Origin of the sequence: Streptomyces sp. T028, assembly GCF_048159505.1 — a bacterium.
In the GTDB taxonomy this organism is placed as follows: Bacteria; Actinomycetota; Actinomycetes; order Streptomycetales; family Streptomycetaceae; genus Streptomyces.
The window spans coordinates 322,908-341,663 of sequence record NZ_JBLRVZ010000006.1; the positions used below are offsets into that span (position 1 = coordinate 322,908).

Sequence of the window (18,756 nt, forward strand, 5' to 3'; positions counted from 1 at the left end):
CCGTGGGGAAACGGTACCTACGGGACGGTCCCTCGCTACTCCGTGGCCGTCGGCCGGCGCGAGGCCCGTGTCGCCCCGGCCACGTCGGTCAGAGGGCGCAGCCGGTAGGTGTGGGAGTAGTCGCGGTCGGCGAACAGCTTGTACTCGTCGTGGGTGTGGGCGCCCCAGCTGTTGTCGCCGCCGACGCCCATCTGGCGGTGGTTCACCCGGAGGACGACCTCCGCCCGCGGGGTGAGCTGGTAGTCGTGGCGGGCGCCGACGGAGAGGTCCTCGGGGGTGTGGTGCGAGGCGTTGAACTCCAGCAGGGGCTCGCCGCTGACGAGCAGTCCGGTGCCGTCGCGGCCGGTGAGGGCGACCCAGCGGACATCGGTCCTGTTGCCGTTCTCCTGCGGGCGCAGATAGGAGGTCCCCTGGCCGCTGACGGTGCCGGAGTACAGGCCCACGTCGGTGGCGTGGTTGCGGTCCCAGTGGTTCTCCTCGGGGCCGCGGCCGTAGTAGTGCAGGTGTTCCAGCCGGGCCGGCAGGAGCAGCAGCGTGCCGACCTCGGGGATGTACGGCAGGGAGGACGCGCCCGGGTGGAGGGTGTTGTCGACCTTGATCTCGCCGTTGCCGAAGACGGTGTAGGTGGTGGTGTACGTCGACTCGGTGGTCGTGGGCAGGGTGCCGGAGACCGTGATCTCGACGGCCCGGTCGCGCAGGGTGCGTACGGCGGTCCTGGTGACCTTGCGGCGGGCGCCGGCGTCGCGCCAGGTCTGGTTGCGGGTGTGCTGGCCGTTGCCGCGGTCGTTGTCGGTGGGGGCGCGCCAGAAGTTGGGGGCGGGCCCGGAGGTGATCAGGGGGAGGCCGCGGGACCGGTAGGAGGTGATGACGCCGGTTCTCCTGTCGACGGTGACGGAGAAGTCCTCGCCGGTGACGGTGACGGCGTCGGCGCCGTCCTCGTGGGTGAGCGCGGGAACGCCGGCGAGGGAGACGGGGGTGACGGCGGGGCTGCCGGCGTCGACCGGGATCTGGTGGCGGGCGATCTCGAAGCCGGCCTTCGCCCACGGGGTGGTCTCGCGGGTGGTGAAGGACAGGTTCAGGAAGTACTCGGCCCCGGGAGCGGGGTCGCCCGGCGGGGCGAAGGGCACGGTGATGTCCTTGGCGGACAGCGGGGGCAGCTTCAGCTGGTTGCGGCTCAGTTTCCCGCGCCGCACGGTCTTTCCGTCGGCGAGCAGTTCCCAGCGTGCGTCGAAGTCGCGGAGGTCGGTGAAGAGGTACTCGTTGGTGAGGGTGACGGGGGCGCCGGGGGTGAGCGTCTCGCCGGTCGCGGGTCGGGCGTCGACGGCCTGGTAGACGCGTTTGACCTCGGCGGACTTTCCGGTGAGGCCGCGGTCGGCGGTGATGATGCCGTCCCCGCAGAAGGCGCCGTCGTTGGGGTTGTCGCCCCAGTCGCCGCCGTAGGCCAGGAAGGTCTTGTCACGGGGCTCGCGGGGCCGCTTCTCGGTGACGTCGACGGTGGCGGCGTCGAAGAAGAACCGTACGCCGTCGTCTCCGGGGCCCCGGTCGCCGGAGGCCAGTTCGGCGGCGGTCAGCGCGCGGGCGTGGACGCGGGCGGCGCGGATCGTGCCGCTGAACTCCCGGGTCGGGTTGTCGACGTCGGTGGCCAGGGACAGGGGCGCGGTGTTGACGGCCGGCCGCACGGTGGTGGTGCGGGTGGCCCGGACCGAGCCGTCCACGTACAGGGTGAGCGTGCCGGCGTCGGCGTCGTAGACGCCCGCGACGTGGTGTTCGCGGCCGGTCCAGTCGTCGGGGACCGGCCAGCTCGCGCTGATCCACTGGCCGCTGCCGTGGATGAAGAACTCCAGGGTGCGGCCCGACTGCTTCAGGGAGTACTGGGTGTCGCCCTTGACGAGGATCGGCTGGTGGTAGCCCGTCACGTGCGGGGTGATCCAGGCCTGAAGGGTGAGAGAGCCGGTGAGGTCCAGGCGCGGGTCGCGGGCGAAGACCGTGCCACCGGAGATGCCCTTGTCGCGGCTGAAGCCGCCACTGGGGTTGATGATCTCGCCGGTCAGCGCGGCGGGCCCGGACTCGGTGAACAGGGTGCGGACCGGGGTGGGCCAGGCCAGGGCCTGGTCGACGAAGTCCCAGATCCAGCCGCCCTGGAGGACGTCGTGGCGGCGGATCAGGTCCCAGTACTTCTTGAAGTTCCCGCTGGAGTTCCCCATCGCGTGGGAGTACTCGATCATCACGTACGGGCGGGTGTCGGCGGTGTCCTTGGCGCGGGCCTCGACCCGGGCGGGGGTGTCGTACATCTCGGAGCGGATGTCGCTGATGCCGGGGCGGTCGTCGCCCTCGTACTGGATGACGCGGGTGGTGTCGTAGGAGCGGATCCAGTCGTACATGGCGGTGAAGGTGGAGCCGCCGCCGGCCTCGTTGCCGAGGGACCAGATGACGACCGAGGCGTGGTTCTTGTCCCGGTGGACCATGTTCTGGGCGCGGGCCACGCAGGCCGTGGTCCATTCGGCGTGGTCGCCGGGGTACTGGCCGCGGATGCCGTGGGTCTCGAGGTTGGTCTCGTCGACGAGGTAGAGGCCGTACTCGTCGGCGAGCTCCAGCCACTGCGGGTTGTTGGGGTAGTGGGAGGTGCGCACGGAGTTGATGTTGAGGCGTTTGATGAGGCGGATGTCCTCGACCAGGTCGGCGCGGGTGAGGGCGGAGCCGCGCACCGGGTGCATCTCGTGGCGGTTGGTGCCGCGGAGGGAGACCGGTTGGCCGTTGATGCGCATCAGCCCGTCCTTCAGGGCGAACTCGCGCAGGCCGACGCGGTGGGAGAGGGTCTCGGTCACCTTGCCGGCCGGGTCGCGCAGCCGGAGCACGGCGGTGTAGAGGTACGGGTGCTCGGCCGACCACAGGCGCGGCGCGGGCACCGCCTTCTCGGCCTGTACGGTCGCTTCCTCGCCGGAGCCGAGGTCGACGGCCTGCCGCAGGGGCCGGGACCACACCGGGTGGCCGTCGGCGTCGTACAGCTGGGTCTCGACGGCGTACCGGCCGGCGCCCCTGCCGTCGTAGTCGCGCACGCTCGCGGTGACCGACAGCGCGGCGGACGTGTGGTCGTCGCCGAGAGGGGTGTCCAGGCGGAAGTCGCGCAGATGCACGGCCGGGGTGGAGTAGAGGTGGACCGAGCGGAAGATGCCGCTCAGCCGGATCATGTCCTGGTCCTCCAGCCAGTCGCCGTCGGAGTAGCGGTAGACCTCCACGGCGATCTGGTTGGTGCCGGGTCTGAGGTGCGGGGTGATGTCGTACTCGGCGGGGGTGTAGGAGTCCTCGTGGTAGCCGACGAGTTCGCCGTTGATCCAGACGTAGTGGGCGGACTTGACGCCCTCGAAGTGGAGGAAGGTGCGCCGGCCGGCCCAGCCGCGCGGGACGGTGAAGGTGCGGCGGTACTGGCCGACGGGGTTGTAGCGGGTGGGAGCGGTGGGCGGCTGCGCGTCCTCGCCGAGGCCGTTGGGGCCCCACCAGGGGTAGGTGATGTTGACGTAGATGGGGCGGTCGTAGCCGTGCAACTGCCAGGCGGAGGGGACGGGGAGGGTGTCCCAGCCGCTGTCGTCGAGGTCGGTGCGATAGAAGTCGGGGTCGCGGTCGTCGGGCCGGTCGGCGTGGGCGAACTTCCAGGTGCCGTCGAGGCTCAGCCGGTACGGGGAGCGCGTGCGGTCGACGGCGAGGGCCTGGGCGAGGTCGGCGTACGGCATGAGGGTGGTGTGCGGGGCCTCGGTGCCGAGCCGGAAGACGTCGATACGGCCGTTCCACTCGGGGGCGTCCGCGATGGCGGCCGCGGCGGCGGCCCGGTGGGCGCCGGCCGGGGCGGACAGGGCGAGGGCGCCGAGGACGGCGGCCGATCCCTCGAGCAGACGGCGACGGCTGACGGCCACCCGTTCGGGGCGGTCCGGCCGGTCCATGGGCGACGCGTGCGGGTGCGACATGACCACGACCTTCCTCTGGGGGACCCGTGCGGCTGCACGGACGGAGGGTGCGTCAGATCTTGTCGGATAGTGTTGATAAACCGAACAGGGGCGCGCCGTTCTGGCCGGATTTCAACTCAGTTCGGCGAAACGCCACTTGGTTCACTCCTGTGCCTGACCGTCCGTCCGGTCAGTACACGTCCCGCACGTACCGCTTGTCCGAGGCGAGCTGTTTGACGTACGCCGCGGCCTCCGCCCCGCCCAGTCCGCCGTGCACGACGGCGATGTCGCGCAGGGCCCGGTCGACGTCCTTGGCCATGCGGGAGGCGTCTCCGCAGACGTAGAAGTGGGCGCCGTCCTGGAGCCAGGACCACAGGTGGGAGCCGTGCTCACGCATCCGGTCCTGGACGTACACCTTGGCGCGCTGGTCGCGGGAGAAGGCGGTGTCGAGGCGGGCGAGGCCGCCCTCGGCGAGCAGCGCGGTGAGCTCCTCCTCGTAGTAGAAGTCGGTGGACCGGCGCTGTTCGCCGAAGAACAGCCAGTTGGGTGCCCGGTGGCCACGGGCCCGCCGCTCCTGGAGGAAGCCGACGAAGGGCGCCACACCCGTACCCGGGCCGACCATCACCATCGGGATGTTCGGGTCGGCGGGCGGGCGGAAGTGCGGGGAGCGCTGCACATGCACCGGGACCTCGGTGTCCGGGGCGGCGTCGGCGAGGAACGGCGAGCAGACGCCCTGGCGGGGGCGGCCGGCCAGGTTCTCGTACCGCACGACGGAGACGGTGAGCGAGACCAGGTGCGGGTCGGTCAGCGGACTGCTGGATATGGAGTACAGGCGCGGCTGGAGCCGCCCGAGCACCTCGGCCCACTCCTGGGCGCCGGCCCGGATCCCGAACTCGGCGGCCACGTCGACGGCCTGCCGGCCCCAGGACCACTTCGCCAGCTCGTCCTTGTTGTCCGGCCGCAGCAGCTTGCGCAGCTCACGCGGGTCCCGGGTGCGGTCGGCGGTGAAGCGCAGCAGGGCCGGGGTGATCCGGGTGATGTCGAGGTGCCGCAGCAGGGCCTCCCCCAGGCCGGTCTCACCGACGCCGCCCACCTCGACGGCCGTCTCCGCGTCCAGACCGGTGACGGCCAGCCACTCCTCGACCAGCGCCGGGGAGTTCAGGGGCCGTACTCCGAGGGCGTCACCCGCCTCGTACACCAGCGGGGTCTCGCAGTCGCGGGTGTCGAAGGTGAAGCGGCGGACCTCCTTGCCGGAACCGGGCAGGCTCAGCAGCCGGTTGCCGGTGAGGCGGGCGGTGACGGGGGCGGGGCGCCTGGAGCGGGGCGGGGCGGGGGCCGACGCGGGTGCGGGGACCGGGGCCGGTGCGGCAGGGGTGAGCACGGCGGGAGCGGTGCCCCTGGCAGGCGGGAGCCCCGGGTCCGTGGCCCCGTGCTCGGTCGACTCCTTCAGTGCCGTGAGCACCTGGTCCAGCCAGGCCTCGGCCTGCGGCTCGTAGTCGGGTTCGCAGTCGGTGCGCGGGGCGAGCCGTACGGCGCCGAGTTCGTCCATACGGTCGTCCAGGCGCCGTCCGTGCCCGCAGAAGTCGTCGTAGGAGGAGTCGCCGAAGGCCAGCACGGCGTACCGGCGGCCGGTCAGCCCGCCGGTGTCGAGCGCGGTGAGGCCGTCCCAGAAGCCGGCGCCGTTGTCGGGGGCGTCGCCGTCGCCGAAGGTGCTGGTGATCAGCAGCAGGTCGGCGCCCGCGGGCAGGGCGCCGGGATCGGCCTCGTCCATGGCGACGAGGGAGGCGGTGTGGCCCCCGGCGGCGAGCCGGTCCGCGGTGGCGGCGGCGAAGTCCTCGGCGTTGCCGGTCTGCGAGGCCCACAAAATCACCACCCGGCGCCCGGCGGGCTCCTCGCGCACCGGCGCGGGCGCGGTACGGGAGTACATGCCGGCCAGGGTGCCGTTGACCCACAGCGCGTGGTCCGGGCTGAAGGGCGCGTCCGGCGGCAGGACGGGCACGCCGGGGGCACCGGCCGGGATGCCGGCGAGGAAACCGACCAGGTACTGGCGTTCACGTTCGGTGAGGACCGGCGGCGGGGCCGGCTCGAGGCCGAAGACGGAGGCGGTGGAGGGCAGTACCGCGGTGGGGGCGAGCACCTGCGGGACCGGGTCCTCGGTGACGGGCGCCTGCACGCTCACCGGGGTCGACACCTTCGTCAGCGACACCGCGCACACCTTCAGCTCCGGCTGGAAGGAGAGCGGGTCGACGGCGTCGCTGGTCACGGCGTTGACGCTGAGGTACTCGCCGAACAGGTCGTTCCAGTGGAACGGCGCGAAGCAGGAGCCGGGCAGCACCCGGTCGGTGACGACGGCGGGCAGCACGGCCCGGCCGCGCCGCGAGGCGACCTCGACGGAGTCGCCGTCGGCGAGGCCGAGCGCGGCGGCGTCCTCGGGGTGCACCTCGACGAACGGGCCCGGGTTGAGCCTGTTGAGCTTGGCGACCCTGGCGGTCTTGGTGAGGGTGTGCCACTGGTGCTGGAGGCGGCCGGTGTTCAGGGCGAACGGATAGTCGTCGTCCGGCATCTCGGCGGGGTCGAGATGCGGGCGGGCGTGGAAGACCGCGCGGCCGGAGGGGGTGGCGAAGGTGAGGGTGCCGTCCGGGTTCACGTACCGGACGGGGTTGCGGTCGGGTCCCTCGGCGGTGGCGGCGGGCCACTGGACGGGGGTCTCGCGGAGCCTGTCGTAGGTGACGCCGCGCAGGTCGTAGCCGGTCTGCGGGTTGTGGAAGCGCTTGATCTCCTCGAAGATCTCCTCCGCGCCGCCGTAGGAGAAGCCGTCCTCGTAGCCCATGGCGCGGGCGACGTCGGCGATCAGGCGCCAGTCGGGGGTGGCCTCGCCGGGCGGGTCGGCGGCGGGGCGGGCGAGGGTGAGGTTGCGCTCGCTGTTGATGAGGACGCCCTCGGTCTCGGTCCACAGGGCGGCGGGCAGCACCACGTCGGCGTAGGCGTTGGTCTCGGTGTCGGCGAAGACGTCCTGGGCGACGACGAACTCGGCGGCCTCCAGGCCCTCGATGACGGTCCTGCGGTTGGCGACGGAGGCGACCGGGTTGGTGCAGATGATCCAGCAGGCCTTGATCTCGCCGTCGGCCATCCTCTGGAACATCTCGACGGTGCCCTTGCCGACGCCGTCGGCGCGGATCGAGCCGGGCTCAAGGCCCCACACCTCCTCGGTGAGGGCGCGGTCGGCGTCGACGAGGACGGACCGCTGGCCGGGCAGCCCCGGCCCCATGTAGCCCATCTCGCGGCCGCCCATGGCGTTGGGCTGGCCGGTGAGGGAGAAGGGGCCGCTGCCGGGGCGGCAGATCTTTCCCGTGGCGAGATGCAGGTTGACCAGGGCGTTGGTGTTCCAGGTGCCGTGCGTGGACTGGTTGAGGCCCATGGTCCAGCAGCTGGTCCACTCCCCCGCCTCGCCGATCAGCCTGGCCGCCGCGCGCAGGTCGGCCTCGGGGACGCCGGTGAGCTCCGCGACGGTCGCGGGCGGGTAGTCGGCGAGGAACTCCTCCATCGCCTCCCAGCCCTCGGTGTACGCGGCGACGAACGCGGGGTCGGTGTGGCCGTTCTCGTGGATCAGGTGCAGCAGGCCGTTGAGGAGGGCGAGGTCCGTACCCGGCCTGACCTGGAGGAACAGGTCCGCCTTCGCGGCGGTGGCGGTGCGGCGCGGGTCGACGACGATCAGCTTCGCGCCCGCCTTGACCCGGTCCATCATGCGCAGGAAGAGGATGGGGTGGCAGTCGGCCATGTTGGAGCCGATGACGAGGAACACGTCCGCCTTGTCGAGGTCCTCGTACGAGCCGGGCGGGCCGTCGGCGCCCAGCGACAGCTTGTATCCGGTGCCGGCGCTCGCCATGCACAGCCGGGAGTTCGACTCGATGTTGTTGGTGCGCAGATAGCCCTTGGTGAGCTTGTTCGCGAGGTACTGGGCCTCCAGGCTCAGCTGGCCGGAGACGTAGAGGGCGACCGCGTCGGGGCCGTGCTCGTCGACGATCGCCCGCAGCCGGCGCGCGGTGTCGGCGACCGCCGCGTCCACGGGGGCGGGCTCGGGCTCCTCGCCGCGGTCGGAGCGGACCAGGGCGGTGGTGAGGCGGCCGGGGGCGGCGAGCAGGTCGGCGGTGGTGGCGCCCTTGGTGCAGAGCCGGCCGAAATTGGCCGGGTGCTCCTTGTCACCGGACGCCTTCAGGACCGTACGGCGTCCGTCGGGGCCGCGGCCGATGTCGAGGACCATGCCGCAGCCGACACCGCAGTACGAGCAGACCGTGCGCACCTTCGTCGCGCTGTCGGTCCGCGGGTCCGGCACGGCCACGGGCGCCCCTTTCGTTCTGCCGCGTTCTGGTGAACGGCCCTGGTGAGGGCCTTGTCGAAGGTACGAAGTGTGCATTACGCAGGTGTCTCCCCGATGGGGCGCCGGGAGTTAAGGGTGCCGCACAGCGGGGGCCGCGCGGGTGTGAGCCGGCGCCTCGGGGGTGTGAGATTCGTCGGCCGCGCCGGTTGAGCGGGCGCGCACGCTGTGAGATTCCTTTGCCTTGCCTTTTGCCTTGCCTTATGGCATGGACGTGTCAAATCTGTCAGGCTTCCCCCACCCGTCGCACACCGCTGCTCTCCCTCCGGCACACCCCTGCCGGGGTCCCGGTCGCCCAAAAGGAGCCACGTGTGAGACCCACCCCCCGCAAGGCCCTCGCCGCGAGCGCGCTCGCCCTCGCCGCGACGGCCGCCCTCTGCCTGCCCGCCACCCCGGCGACCGCCGCCCCCGAGGCGGCCGAGGCCTGCACACCCGCCCAGGTCGTCGCCAACGGCGGCTTCGAGAGCGGTGCCACGTCCTGGACCCAGTCGTCCACGAGCGTCGTCACCAACAGCACCGGCCAGAGCGCGCACGGCGGCAGCTACTACGCCTGGCTCGACGGCACCGGCTCCACGCACACCGACACGCTCTCGCAGAGCGTCACCGTCCCGTCCGGCTGCGCGAAGGCCACCCTCACCTTCTGGCTGCACATCGACACCACCGAGACGACGTCGTCCATCGCGTACGACAAGCTCACCGCCAAGATCGGCTCGACGACCCTCGCGACCTACTCGAACCTCGACGAGAACACCGGGTACGTCCAGAAGTCGTTCGACGTGTCGGCGTTCGCCGGGCAGACCGTCACCCTCGCCTTCACCGGCACCGAGGACTCCAGCCTCCAGTCCAGCTTCGTCCTCGACGACATCGCCCTGGACACCTCCGACGCGACCACCCCGCCCGCCGACTCGACACGGACGCCCGCCGCACCGGCGTACACCGTCAGCCTCAGCAGCAACACGGCCGGCACGGTGTGGACCGGTCACGAGACCGCGACCTTCACCAACGCCTCCGCCACCGCGCTGAGCGAGGTCTACCTGCGGCTGTGGGACAACTACCACGGCACCTGCTCCGCGCCGCCGATCACCGTCACCAACGTCACCGGCGGGACGGCCGGCGCCCTCGCGGTCGCCTGCACCGCCCTGCCGATCACCCTGGCCACGCCGCTCGCCCAGGGGCAGAGCGCGACCATCGGCTTCGACCTGGGCATCTCGGTGCCCAGCGGCGCGGACCGGTTCGGCTACGACGGGTCGTTCAGCTTCATCGGCAACGCGCTGCCCGTGCTGGCGGTGAAGGACGGCGCGGGCTGGCACCTGGACCCGTACACGAACAACGGCGAGTCCTTCTACTCCCTGGCCGCCGACTTCAAGGTGACCCTCGACCACCCGACGACCCTGCTCGTGCCCGCCACCGGCACCTCCGTCGACACGGCCGGCTCCAGCGGACGTACCGTCACCACGGCCACCGCCACCCAGGTCCGTGACTTCGCCTGGGCGGCCGGGCCCTTCAGCAAGATCTCCGGCACCTCCACCGCGGGGACGCCGATCAACGTGTACTCGGTCTCCGGCATCAGCTCCAGCGGCGCCCAGTCGATGCTCAGCACCGCGAAGACCGCGGTCGACGCCCACGCCGCCCGCTTCGGGGCGTACCCGTACGGCGAGCTGGACGCCGTCATCGACAACAACTTCTGGTTCGGCGGGATGGAGTACCCCGGATTCGTCCTCGACCTGGTCAGCACCACCGCGCTCACCCATGAGATCGGCCACCAGTGGTGGTACGGCATCGTCGGCGACGACGAGTACAACAGCCCCTGGCTGGACGAGTCGTTCACCGACTACGCCACCGACCTGGCGCTGGGCAGCACCGGCACGAACTGCTGGAACAGCGTCTCCTGGGCGTCGTCCGCCGAGAAGATCACCAACTCGATGGCCTACTGGGACACCCACTCCTCCCGGTACGGCACGGTCGTCTACGGCTACGGCAAGTGCGCGCTGCACGACCTGCGGCGGCTCATCGGGGACACCGCGATGGCCAACCTGCTGAAGAGCTACGCCACTTCGCACTGGTACGGCGTGTCGACCACGGCCGAGTTCAAGGCGGCGGCGCAGGCCGCGACGACCACGGACCTGACGTCGTTCTGGACCACGCACCGCATCGAGGGCTGAGCGGGCGGACGGTCCGTCACGGGTGGCGCCGGTGCGGCGTCACCCGTTCGCCTCTAAGAACCTGTGTCATATCCCCGGTCGGATCAGCGCGCGGCGTCATGGGGGCCCCTCCCGCTCGAGCGGAGCCGAGCGTGGGGGAGGAGCCACGTGGGCGTTTCGGCAACGCGGCTGGGGGTCCCCCCTCTGGGGGTGGGGGTGCCCCCTCTGGGGGAGCGTGCCAGGCGTCGCGCGCCCGGCCGGGGATATGACACAGGCTCTGAGGGCGTCAGCCCGGTGAATCGGACGGGTCAAGCGGGTGAAGCGGCTGCGGCCCGAGGCGGTGTCCGCCGTGCGGGGCAATGCATGAAGACCGCGGCCCCATTCGGGTGGAGTCGGCGCACATGACCCCTGGAGGCGAGTGATGAAGGAATGACGAACAAGACAGCCGGGCGGGCCGGCGGGACCGTCCACAAGGTGCCGGTCCTCATCGTCGGCGGTTCCCTGGTGGGCCTGTCGACGTCCCTGTTCCTGGGCCGGCTCGGGGTGGAGCACACCCTGGTGGAGCGTCACGCCGGCACCTCCGTCCATCCGCGCGGCCGCGGCAACAACGTCCGCACGATGGAGCTGTTCCGGGTGGCCGGAGCCGAGCCGGGGATCCACCAGGCCGCGGCCACCCTGGCCGAGAACCACGGCATCCTGCAGACGCCCACCCTGGTCGGCGACGCGGGCGAGTGGCTGTTCAAGGACATCGACCCGGGCGGCGGACTGGCCCGGTTCAGCCCGACCGCCTGGTGCCTGTGCAGCCAGAACGACCTGGAGCCGGTCCTGCTAGACCAGGCCGCGGCGCTCGGCGGCGATCTGCGCTTCCACACCGAGCTGATGTCGTTCGAGGCCGACGCCGACGGTGTCACCGCGCTGGTCAAGAGCCGGGACACGGGCGAGCACCTGACGATCCGGGCGGACTACCTGGTCGCCGCCGACGGCCCGCGCAGCCCCGTGCGGGAGGCGCTCGGCATCGGGCAGAGCGGCCCCGGCGACCTGTTCCACAACATCAGCATGACGTTCCGCTCGCGGCGGCTCGCCGACGTGGTGGGCGAGCGCCGCTTCATCGTCTGCTACCTGACCGAGCCGGACGCCGACGGCGCGCTGCTGCCCGTGGACAACCGCGAGAACTGGGTCTTCCACGCCCCCTGGCACCCCGAACACGGCGAGACGATGGAGGAGTTCACCGACGAACGCTGCATCGAGCACATCCGCCGCGCGGTCGGGGTCGCCGACCTGGACGTGGAGATCACCGGCAAGGCGCCCTGGCACGCCGCCCAGCGGGTGACCCGCGCCTACCGGTCGGGGCGGGTCTTCCTGGCCGGCGACTCGGCGCACGAGATGTCGCCGACCGGCGCGTTCGGCTCCAACACCGGTATCCAGGACGCCCACAACCTCGCCTGGAAGCTGGCCGCGGTGCTCGGCGGCTGGGCGGGCGACGGGCTCCTCGACAGCTACGACGCCGAGCGCCGGCCGGTGGCGGAGGCCACCAGCGCCCGCGCGGCCGCCCGGTCGGCCGAGCACAGCCACCCCGGCTTCGCCCCACCGCCCGGCGCCGGAGGCGGCGGCGGACCGCAGCGCGGCATCCTCAACGTGGCGCTGGGCTACCGCTATCCGCAGGGCGCCGTCGTCGGCGCCGACCCCGCGGCCCCCGTCGTCCCCGACGGGCTCTCGCTGACCGGGGAGCCCGGCAGCAGGGCACCCCATCTGTGGGTACGGCGCGCGGGCGAGCGGATCTCCACGCTCGACCTGTACGAGCGCACCCTGGTGCTGCTCAGCGACGCCGACGACGAGGGCGCGGGAGGGGAGCCGGGCGCCTGGCACGGGGCCGCCGCCCGGCTCGCCGACCGGGAGTCGATCCCGCTCACCCCGTACCGGGTGGGCGCGTCGCCCGACGCCGATCTCACCCCCATGGATGGGCCCGCCGGCACGGACTGGCGTGCCGCCCACGGCGTCGGTCCCGGGGGCGCCGTCCTCGTACGGCCGGACGGGTTCGTCGCCTGGCGCTCCCCCGGCCCGGTCCCGGACCCCCAGTCGACGCTGCGTCAGGTGCTCGGCACCGTACTGTCCTTGCCCTGACCCCCACCTCGCGTGGACCCCGGCCGGCAGCATCCGTGCTGCCGGCCGACTCTTTTGGCGGGGTCCGTTCACCCGCGTGACCGCCCCGAGTGGTGGCGGGCGCCGAAGTGACTGACGGTGGATCACGTCGGAGCCGGGTCATCTCAGCTGACGAAGCACCAGCTGCCCGGCCGTGACGGAAGGAACCCCGCACATGCGTTCTGCTCGCATCATCCTGGCCACCGCGGCGACCTCGGCCGTCCTCGCCCTCGCCGCCGCGCCCGGCGCCTACGCGGCCGACGGCGACTGGGAGAAGGGCGACTCGTCCTACAGCAAGAAGGACGACTCGTCGTACAGCAAGGAGGACTCCTACGACAAGGAGGACTCCGGCAAGAAGGACGACTCGTACAGCAAGGAGGACGAGAAGAAGGACGACTCGTACAGCAAGGAGGAGGAGAAGAAGGACGACTCCTACGGCAAGGAGCACGACAAGGACAAGGGCTACGGCAAGCCCCACGGCGGCATCCACACCGGCGGCGGCGCCCTGACCCTCGTGACCGACGGCTACGACAAGGGCGACAAGGAGTGGAGCAAGGAGGACAGCGGCAAGGACGACTCCTGGAACAAGAAGGAGGACTCCGGCTACGGCAAGGACGACTCCTGGAGCAAGGACGACCACGGGTACGGCAAGGACAAGCCCCACGGCGGTGTGCACACCGGCGGTGGTGCCCTGGCCGCTCCGTCCGTGACCGCGGGCGGTCTGGCAGTCCTCGCGGTCGCCGGAGCCGGTCTGTACGGCGTGCGCCGCAAGAAGTCGGCGCACGGCCTGGCCTGACCATGCAGGACGCGATAGAGGCGCGGCCGCCACCGGTGCATCGTGTGGCGGCCGCCCGGCCGGTTCTTCGCCCCGCCCGACCGTCCCGCAGATCCGCCCTGTCCGAGGTGTTCACCGATGACAGTCCCCCCTCCCTCCCCCGCCACCGACGACGAGCCGGGCGGCAAGCAGTCCCGCTCGACCCTGACCCTGCTGTGCGCCCTGGCGCTGCTGATCCTGGCGGTGAGCCTGATCGGCGGCAACGACGCGTCGTCGTCGGGCTCCTCCTCGATCCCGCCGCAGGCCCGGCAGGCGCCCCAGGTTCCCGGCACCGCGCTCTCCGCGGCCCCGCCACTGCGTTCCTCCGCCCCGGCCGCGGGCGCCGCGCAGCCGGTGGGCAAGCATCTGTCCCGCTCGCGGCCGGTCCGGCTGCGCATCCCCCGGATCTCGGTGGACGCCCCCTTCACGGACCTCTCCCTGAACACCAAGGGGCAGCTCGAGGCCCCGCCCCCGAACGACACCAACCTCGTCGGCTGGCACGCCGCCGGCCCCTCCCCCGGCGAGACGGGCACCGCGATCATCGCCGGGCACGTCGACACCAAGACCTCCGCCGCCGTCTTCGCCGAGCTGCGCTACCTGAAGAAGGGCGACGTCTTCGACGTCCTGCGGACCGACCGGAGCGTCGCGCACTTCGTGGTCGACGGCACCTCGACGTTCGCCAAGGACGACTTCCCCAGCGAGCGGGTGTACGCCGACACGTCCCGGGCCGAGGCCCGGCTCATCACCTGTGCCGGTGACTACGACCACTCGGCCAAGGACTACAAGGACAACCTGGTCGTCTTCGCCCACCTCCGCTGAGCCGTCACCCCCAGGGGTGATCACCCGCGCAGTCCATCCGAATCGCGCGCCCGGGGGGAGCGGCCCAGGATCGAGTCACGGTGACCTCGCCGCGACGCGACCTCACCTCGCAAGCCCGCGAGCGGCGTTCACCGCTCCCCTCCCCGCGAAGGAGTTGTGCCCCGCATGACCACGACGTCCACTCCCGCCTCCGCACCGCTGACCCGCCGCGTGTCGCAGCGTGTCTCCCAGTCCGTGTTCGACGGTTCCCGGCTCCGGGTCGTCCTGCTGGTGGACGTCCACGACGGCGCCCAGCACCAGTTCCTGGAGGCGTACGAGCAGCTCTGCAACCAGGTCGCCTCCGTCCCCGGGCATGTCAGCGACCAGCTGTGCCAGTCGATCGAGAACCCCTCCCAGTGGCTCATCACCAGCGAGTGGGAGAGCGCCCCGCCCTTCCTCACCTGGGTGAACAGCGAGGAGCACGTGGAGATGGTCAAGCCGCTGCACAGCTGTGTCCGCGACACCCGCAGCCTGCGCTTCCACGTCGTACGGGAGACCGGTGGCCCGGCGTCGGCCGCCGCGCGCAGCCTGCAGACCGCGCCCCGCATGGGCGACGGTGTGATCCGGCACGCGCTCACCTTCACCGTGAAGCCCGGCAGCGAGGAGGCCGTGGCGAGGATCCTCGCCGACTACGCCTCGCCCGAACCGAAGGTCGACGAGACGACCCGGCTGTGCCGCACCTCGCTGTTCATGCACGGCAACCGCGTGGTGCGCGCGGTCGAGGTGCGCGGCGACCTGATGGCGGCGCTGCGCCATGTCGCCCGGCAGCCCGAGGTGCGGGCCGTCGAGGAGGCCATCAACCCCCATCTGGAGCAGGACCGGGACCTCGACGACCCCGACTCCGCACGGGTCTTCTTCACCCGGGCGGCGCTGCCCGCCGTCCACCATGTGGCGGCCGACCAGGAGGACCCGAAGGCCGAGCGGCACGCCCTGTACTACCCGGCGAAGTCCGGCTGCGGCCTGGAGCTGGCCCGGCTGCTGGCCGAGCAGGACGAGGCGGCCGCGGACGACCCGAAGTGCCCGGTGCTGAGCAGCACGATCTTCCAGCGCGACGACGTCGTGGTGCGGCTGGTGGACGTACGGCAGGGAGTCCGCGCCGACGATCCCGCGGTGTCGCCGAAGGAGGCCGGGCTGAAGCGGCTGCTGGACGGCCGCGCTCCCAAGGGTGCCGCCGGGCCCACCCGGATGTCACTCGTCACCGACCGCCGCTCGCCCGGCGCCTGATCCGTCCCGCACCCGCCCCTCGGCAGTGCACAGCACCGCACAGCACACGATCGGAGCAACGTCGTGATCAATTCCCGTCCCAGAGTCGTGGATCTCAGCGAGGTCGAGCCCAACACCCGGCGCGGCGGCGATCTGCGCGCCATGCTCACCCCGGCCACGGTCGGCTCCACGAGCGGTTTCATGGGCGTGGCGCTCATCCAGCCCGGCGACCGCATCGGCGAGCACTACCACCCGTACTCCGAGGAGTTCGTGTACGTCCTGTGCGGGCGGCTGGAGGTCGACCTGGACGGCGAGCCCACGCCGCTCCAGCCGGAGCAGGGCCTGCTGATCCCCATGAACATGCGGCACCGCTTCCGCAACGTCGGCAAGGTGGAGGCGCGGATCGTGTTCCACCTGGGGCCGCTGGCCCCGAGCCCGCCGCTCGGTCACGTCGACACCGAGGAGACCGCCGAGGTCGTCTCATGAGCAGGCGGGTGGCGGTCACCGGCATAGGCGTCGTCGCACCTGGCGGCATCGGTGTGCCGGCGTTCTGGGACCTGCTCTCGCACGGGCGGACCGCGACGCGCGGCATCACCTTCTTCGATCCGGCCGACCTGAGGTCGCGGATCGCCGCCGAGTGCGACTTCGACCCGGCGGCCTCGGGGCTGGCCGCCGAGGAGATCGTCCGCAGCGACCGGTACATACAGTTCGCGCTGGTCGCCGGGGAGGAGGCGGTGCGGGACGCGGGCCTCGACCTCGCGCGGGAGAACCCGTGGCGGGTCGGGGTGTCGCTGGGCACCGCGGTCGGCGGCACCACCCGGCTGGAGCACGACTACGTGCTGGTCAGCCATCGCGGTCAGCGCTGGGACGTCGACGACGGGCGGGCGGGGCCGGAGCTGCACCGCGCGTTCACTCCCGCCACGCTCGCGGCCACCGTGGCCGAGCGGTTCGAGGCGCGCGGCCCGGTGCAGACCGTCTCCACCGGCTGCACCTCGGGCCTGGACGCCGTCGGATACGCCTTCCACACGATCGAGGAGGGCCGGGCCGACGTCTGCATCGCGGGCGCGTCGGACTCGCCGATCTCCCCGATCACCATGGCCTGCTTCGACGCGATCAAGGCGACGTCCCCGAACAACGACGACCCCGCCCACGCGTCCCGCCCCTTCGACGCCGACCGCAACGGCTTCGTGATGGGCGAGGGCGGCGCCGTCCTCGTCCTGGAGGAACTGGAACACGCCAAGGCCCGTGGTGCGCGCGTGTACTGCGAGCTGGGCGGCTACGCCACCTTCGGCAACGCCTACCACATGACGGGCCTGACCAAGGAGGGCCTGGAGATGGCCCGGGCGATCGACTTCGCCCTCGACCACGCCCGTCTCGACCCGACGGCCATCGACTACGTCAACGCGCACGGGTCGGGCACCCTGCAGAACGACCGTCATGAGACGGCCGCCGTGAAGCGGGCCCTGGGGCAGCACGCGTACGCCACCCCCATGAGCTCCATCAAGTCCATGGTGGGTCACTCGCTCGGGGCGATCGGCGCGATCGAGGTCGTCGCCTGTGTCCTGGCCATGGCCCACCAGGTGGTACCGCCCACCGCGAACTACGAGACCCCCGACCCCGAGTGCGACCTGGACTATGTGCCGCGGGTCGCGCGCGAACGGACGCTGAACAGCGTGCTCTCCGTGGGCAGCGGGTTCGGCGGGTTCCAGTCCGCGGTGGTCCTGACCCGGCCGAGGGAGAGGACATGATGAGCGCACCGCGTCCCCCACGCGCGGCCGTCACCGGAATCGGTGTCGTCGCGCCGAACGGAACCAGCACCCAGGCCTTCTGGAAGGCCACGCAGGAGGGCATCAGCGTCCTGGACCGGGTGACCCGCGAGGGCTGTGGGCATCTGCCGCTGCGGGTGGCCGGCGAGGTCCGGGACTTCGACGCGGCGGCCGCCGTCGAGGAGCGCTTCCTCGTCCAGACGGACCGGTTCACTCACTTCGCGATGGCCGCCGCCGATCTCGCGCTGGACGACGCCCGGCTCGGCCAGGCCGACACCGCCGAGGCCCCGTATTCGGTGGGCGTGGTCACCGCGGCCGGCAGCGGCGGGGGCGAGTTCGGGCAGCGGGAGCTGCAGCAGCTGTGGGGCAAGGGCAGCCGGTTCGTCGGGCCGTACCAGTCGATCGCCTGGTTCTACGCGGCGAGCACCGGCCAGATCTCGATCCGCCGCGGTTTCAAGGGCCCCTGCTCGGTGCTCGCCGCGGACGAGGCGGGCGGCCTGGACGCCCTCGCGCACGCGGCGCGGGCGGTGCGGCGCGGCACCGACGTCCTGGTGACCGGCTCGACCGAGGCCCCCCTCGCCCCGTACTCGATGGTCTGCCAGCTCGGCTACGACGCGCTGAGCACCGTCGAGGAGCCGGAGCGCGCCTACCGTCCGTTCACCGCCTCGGCGTGCGGGTTCGTGCCCGCCGAGGGCGGCGCCATGTTCGTCGTGGAGTCGGCGGACTCGGCCCGGGAGCGGGGGGTGCGGGTGCGGGCCACGCTGGACGGGCACGCGGCGACGTTCACCGGCGCCGCCCGGTGGGATCGGTCCCGGGAGGGGCTCGCCCAGGCCGTCCGGGGCGCGCTGGAGGAGGCGGGCTGTGCCCCGGAGGAGATCGACGTGGTCTTCGCCGACGCCCTCGGGGTGCCGGAGGCGGACCGGGCGGAGGCCCTCGCGATCGCCGACGCGCTCGGCGCGCACGCCAGGAAGGTGCCGGTCACGGCGCCGAAGACCGGTATCGGCCGCGCCTACGGCGGGGCGCCGGTGCTGGACACGGCGGCCGCGGTGCTGGCGATGGAGCACGGTCTGATCCCGCCCACCCCCCATGTCTTCGACATCTGCCATGACCTCGACCTGGTGACCGAGCGTGCCCGTCCCGCGGAGATGCGGACGGCGCTGGTCCTCAGCCGGGGCCTCATGGGGTCGAACTCGGCGCTGGTGCTGCGGCACGGCGCCGCCCACGCCTCGTAGCGGGGCGCACAGCACGAAGGAGAGGTTTCGCATGAGTGAACGCATCACCCTGGACGAACTCGCCGGTCTGATGAAGAAGGCCGCCGGGATCACCGTGACGCCGGAGCAGCTGAGGGAGCACGCGGACGGCGAGTTCGGCGAGCTCGGCATCGACTCGCTCGGCATGCTCGGCATCGTGGGCGAGCTGGAGAACCGGTTCGGTACTCCGCTGGACCTGGACATGGAGCGCTGCCGGACGCCCCGGGAGTTCCTCGACCGGATCAACAGCGCGCTGCCGGCGGGGGCGTGAC

Annotated in this window: 11 protein-coding genes; 9 read left to right on the top strand and 2 right to left on the bottom strand. The window is 72.1% G+C overall.

Annotated elements, in window-relative coordinates; all coding sequences use genetic code 11:
- Positions 1–35: 35 nt before the first annotated feature.
- Together ACLZN2_RS07150 and ACLZN2_RS07155 are read right to left on the bottom strand one after the other, a co-directional pair.
- Positions 36–3,959: a glycoside hydrolase family 2 TIM barrel-domain containing protein gene (locus ACLZN2_RS07150; RefSeq protein ID WP_416977513.1), complete on the bottom strand. Its 3,924-nt coding sequence runs from the start codon at positions 3,957–3,959 to the stop codon at positions 36–38.
- Between the two features lie 169 nt (positions 3,960–4,128).
- Positions 4,129–8,199: a molybdopterin-dependent oxidoreductase gene (locus ACLZN2_RS07155; protein WP_416977567.1), complete on the bottom strand. Its 4,071-nt coding sequence runs from the start codon at positions 8,197–8,199 to the stop codon at positions 4,129–4,131.
- Between the two features lie 425 nt (positions 8,200–8,624).
- Here ACLZN2_RS07155 and ACLZN2_RS07160 point away from each other — a divergent pair, with 425 nt between their 5' ends.
- From ACLZN2_RS07160 to ACLZN2_RS07200, 9 genes are all read left to right on the top strand, one after another.
- Entirely contained in the window at positions 8,625–10,475 is a 1,851-nt protein-coding gene (locus ACLZN2_RS07160; RefSeq protein WP_416977514.1) for a M1 family aminopeptidase, read from the top strand.
- 408 nt (positions 10,476–10,883) lie between these two features.
- Complete coding sequence (locus ACLZN2_RS07165) at positions 10,884–12,575, top strand: FAD-dependent oxidoreductase (protein ID WP_416977515.1); 1,692 nt, start codon at positions 10,884–10,886, stop codon at positions 12,573–12,575.
- A gap of 193 nt (positions 12,576–12,768) precedes the next feature.
- Positions 12,769–13,389 carry a hypothetical protein gene (locus tag ACLZN2_RS07170; protein ID WP_416977516.1) on the top strand — a complete coding sequence of 207 codons (621 nt, stop codon included), beginning with the start codon at positions 12,769–12,771 and terminating at the stop codon, positions 13,387–13,389.
- Between the two features lie 117 nt (positions 13,390–13,506).
- Complete coding sequence (locus tag ACLZN2_RS07175; protein WP_416977517.1) at positions 13,507–14,226, top strand: class F sortase; 720 nt, start codon at positions 13,507–13,509, stop codon at positions 14,224–14,226.
- 165 nt (positions 14,227–14,391) lie between these two features.
- Complete coding sequence (locus ACLZN2_RS07180; RefSeq protein ID WP_416977518.1) at positions 14,392–15,489, top strand: SchA/CurD-like domain-containing protein; 1,098 nt, start codon at positions 14,392–14,394, stop codon at positions 15,487–15,489.
- Positions 15,490–15,552: 63 nt separating this feature from the next.
- Complete coding sequence (locus ACLZN2_RS07185; protein ID WP_416977519.1) at positions 15,553–15,954, top strand: cupin domain-containing protein; 402 nt, start codon at positions 15,553–15,555, stop codon at positions 15,952–15,954.
- Positions 15,951–17,216, top strand: a complete 1,266-nt coding sequence (locus ACLZN2_RS07190; protein ID WP_416977520.1) for a beta-ketoacyl-[acyl-carrier-protein] synthase family protein — start codon at positions 15,951–15,953, stop codon at positions 17,214–17,216. The genes ACLZN2_RS07185 and ACLZN2_RS07190 overlap by 4 nt, the downstream gene beginning before the upstream one ends.
- Positions 17,216–18,466 (top strand): ketosynthase chain-length factor, encoded by a 1,251-nt coding sequence (locus tag ACLZN2_RS07195; protein ID WP_416977568.1) that lies wholly within the window; start codon positions 17,216–17,218, stop codon positions 18,464–18,466. The genes ACLZN2_RS07190 and ACLZN2_RS07195 overlap by 1 nt, the downstream gene beginning before the upstream one ends.
- A 31-nt stretch (positions 18,467–18,497) precedes the next feature.
- The gene (locus tag ACLZN2_RS07200; RefSeq protein ID WP_416977521.1) at positions 18,498–18,755 is read left to right on the top strand and encodes an acyl carrier protein; all 258 of its coding nucleotides are present in this window, start codon (positions 18,498–18,500) and stop codon (positions 18,753–18,755) included.
- Position 18,756 lies beyond the last annotated feature (1 nt).

Excerpts from the sequence above, each read along its gene's own strand:
- ACLZN2_RS07165 (WP_416977515.1), top strand. The coding sequence starts at position 10,884 with ATGACGAACAAGACAGCCGGGCGGGCCGGCGGGACCGTCCACAAGGTG.
- ACLZN2_RS07155 (WP_416977567.1), bottom strand. The coding sequence starts at position 8,199 with ATGGTCCTCGACATCGGCCGCGGCCCCGACGGACGCCGTACGGTCCTG.
- ACLZN2_RS07180 (WP_416977518.1), top strand. The coding sequence starts at position 14,392 with ATGACCACGACGTCCACTCCCGCCTCCGCACCGCTGACCCGCCGCGTG.
- ACLZN2_RS07150 (WP_416977513.1), bottom strand. The coding sequence starts at position 3,959 with ATGTCGCACCCGCACGCGTCGCCCATGGACCGGCCGGACCGCCCCGAA.
- ACLZN2_RS07175 (WP_416977517.1), top strand. The coding sequence starts at position 13,507 with ATGACAGTCCCCCCTCCCTCCCCCGCCACCGACGACGAGCCGGGCGGC.
- ACLZN2_RS07170 (WP_416977516.1), top strand. The coding sequence starts at position 12,769 with ATGCGTTCTGCTCGCATCATCCTGGCCACCGCGGCGACCTCGGCCGTC.
- ACLZN2_RS07195 (WP_416977568.1), top strand. The coding sequence starts at position 17,216 with ATGAGCGCACCGCGTCCCCCACGCGCGGCCGTCACCGGAATCGGTGTC.
- ACLZN2_RS07200 (WP_416977521.1), top strand. The coding sequence starts at position 18,498 with ATGAGTGAACGCATCACCCTGGACGAACTCGCCGGTCTGATGAAGAAG.
- ACLZN2_RS07190 (WP_416977520.1), top strand. The coding sequence starts at position 15,951 with ATGAGCAGGCGGGTGGCGGTCACCGGCATAGGCGTCGTCGCACCTGGC.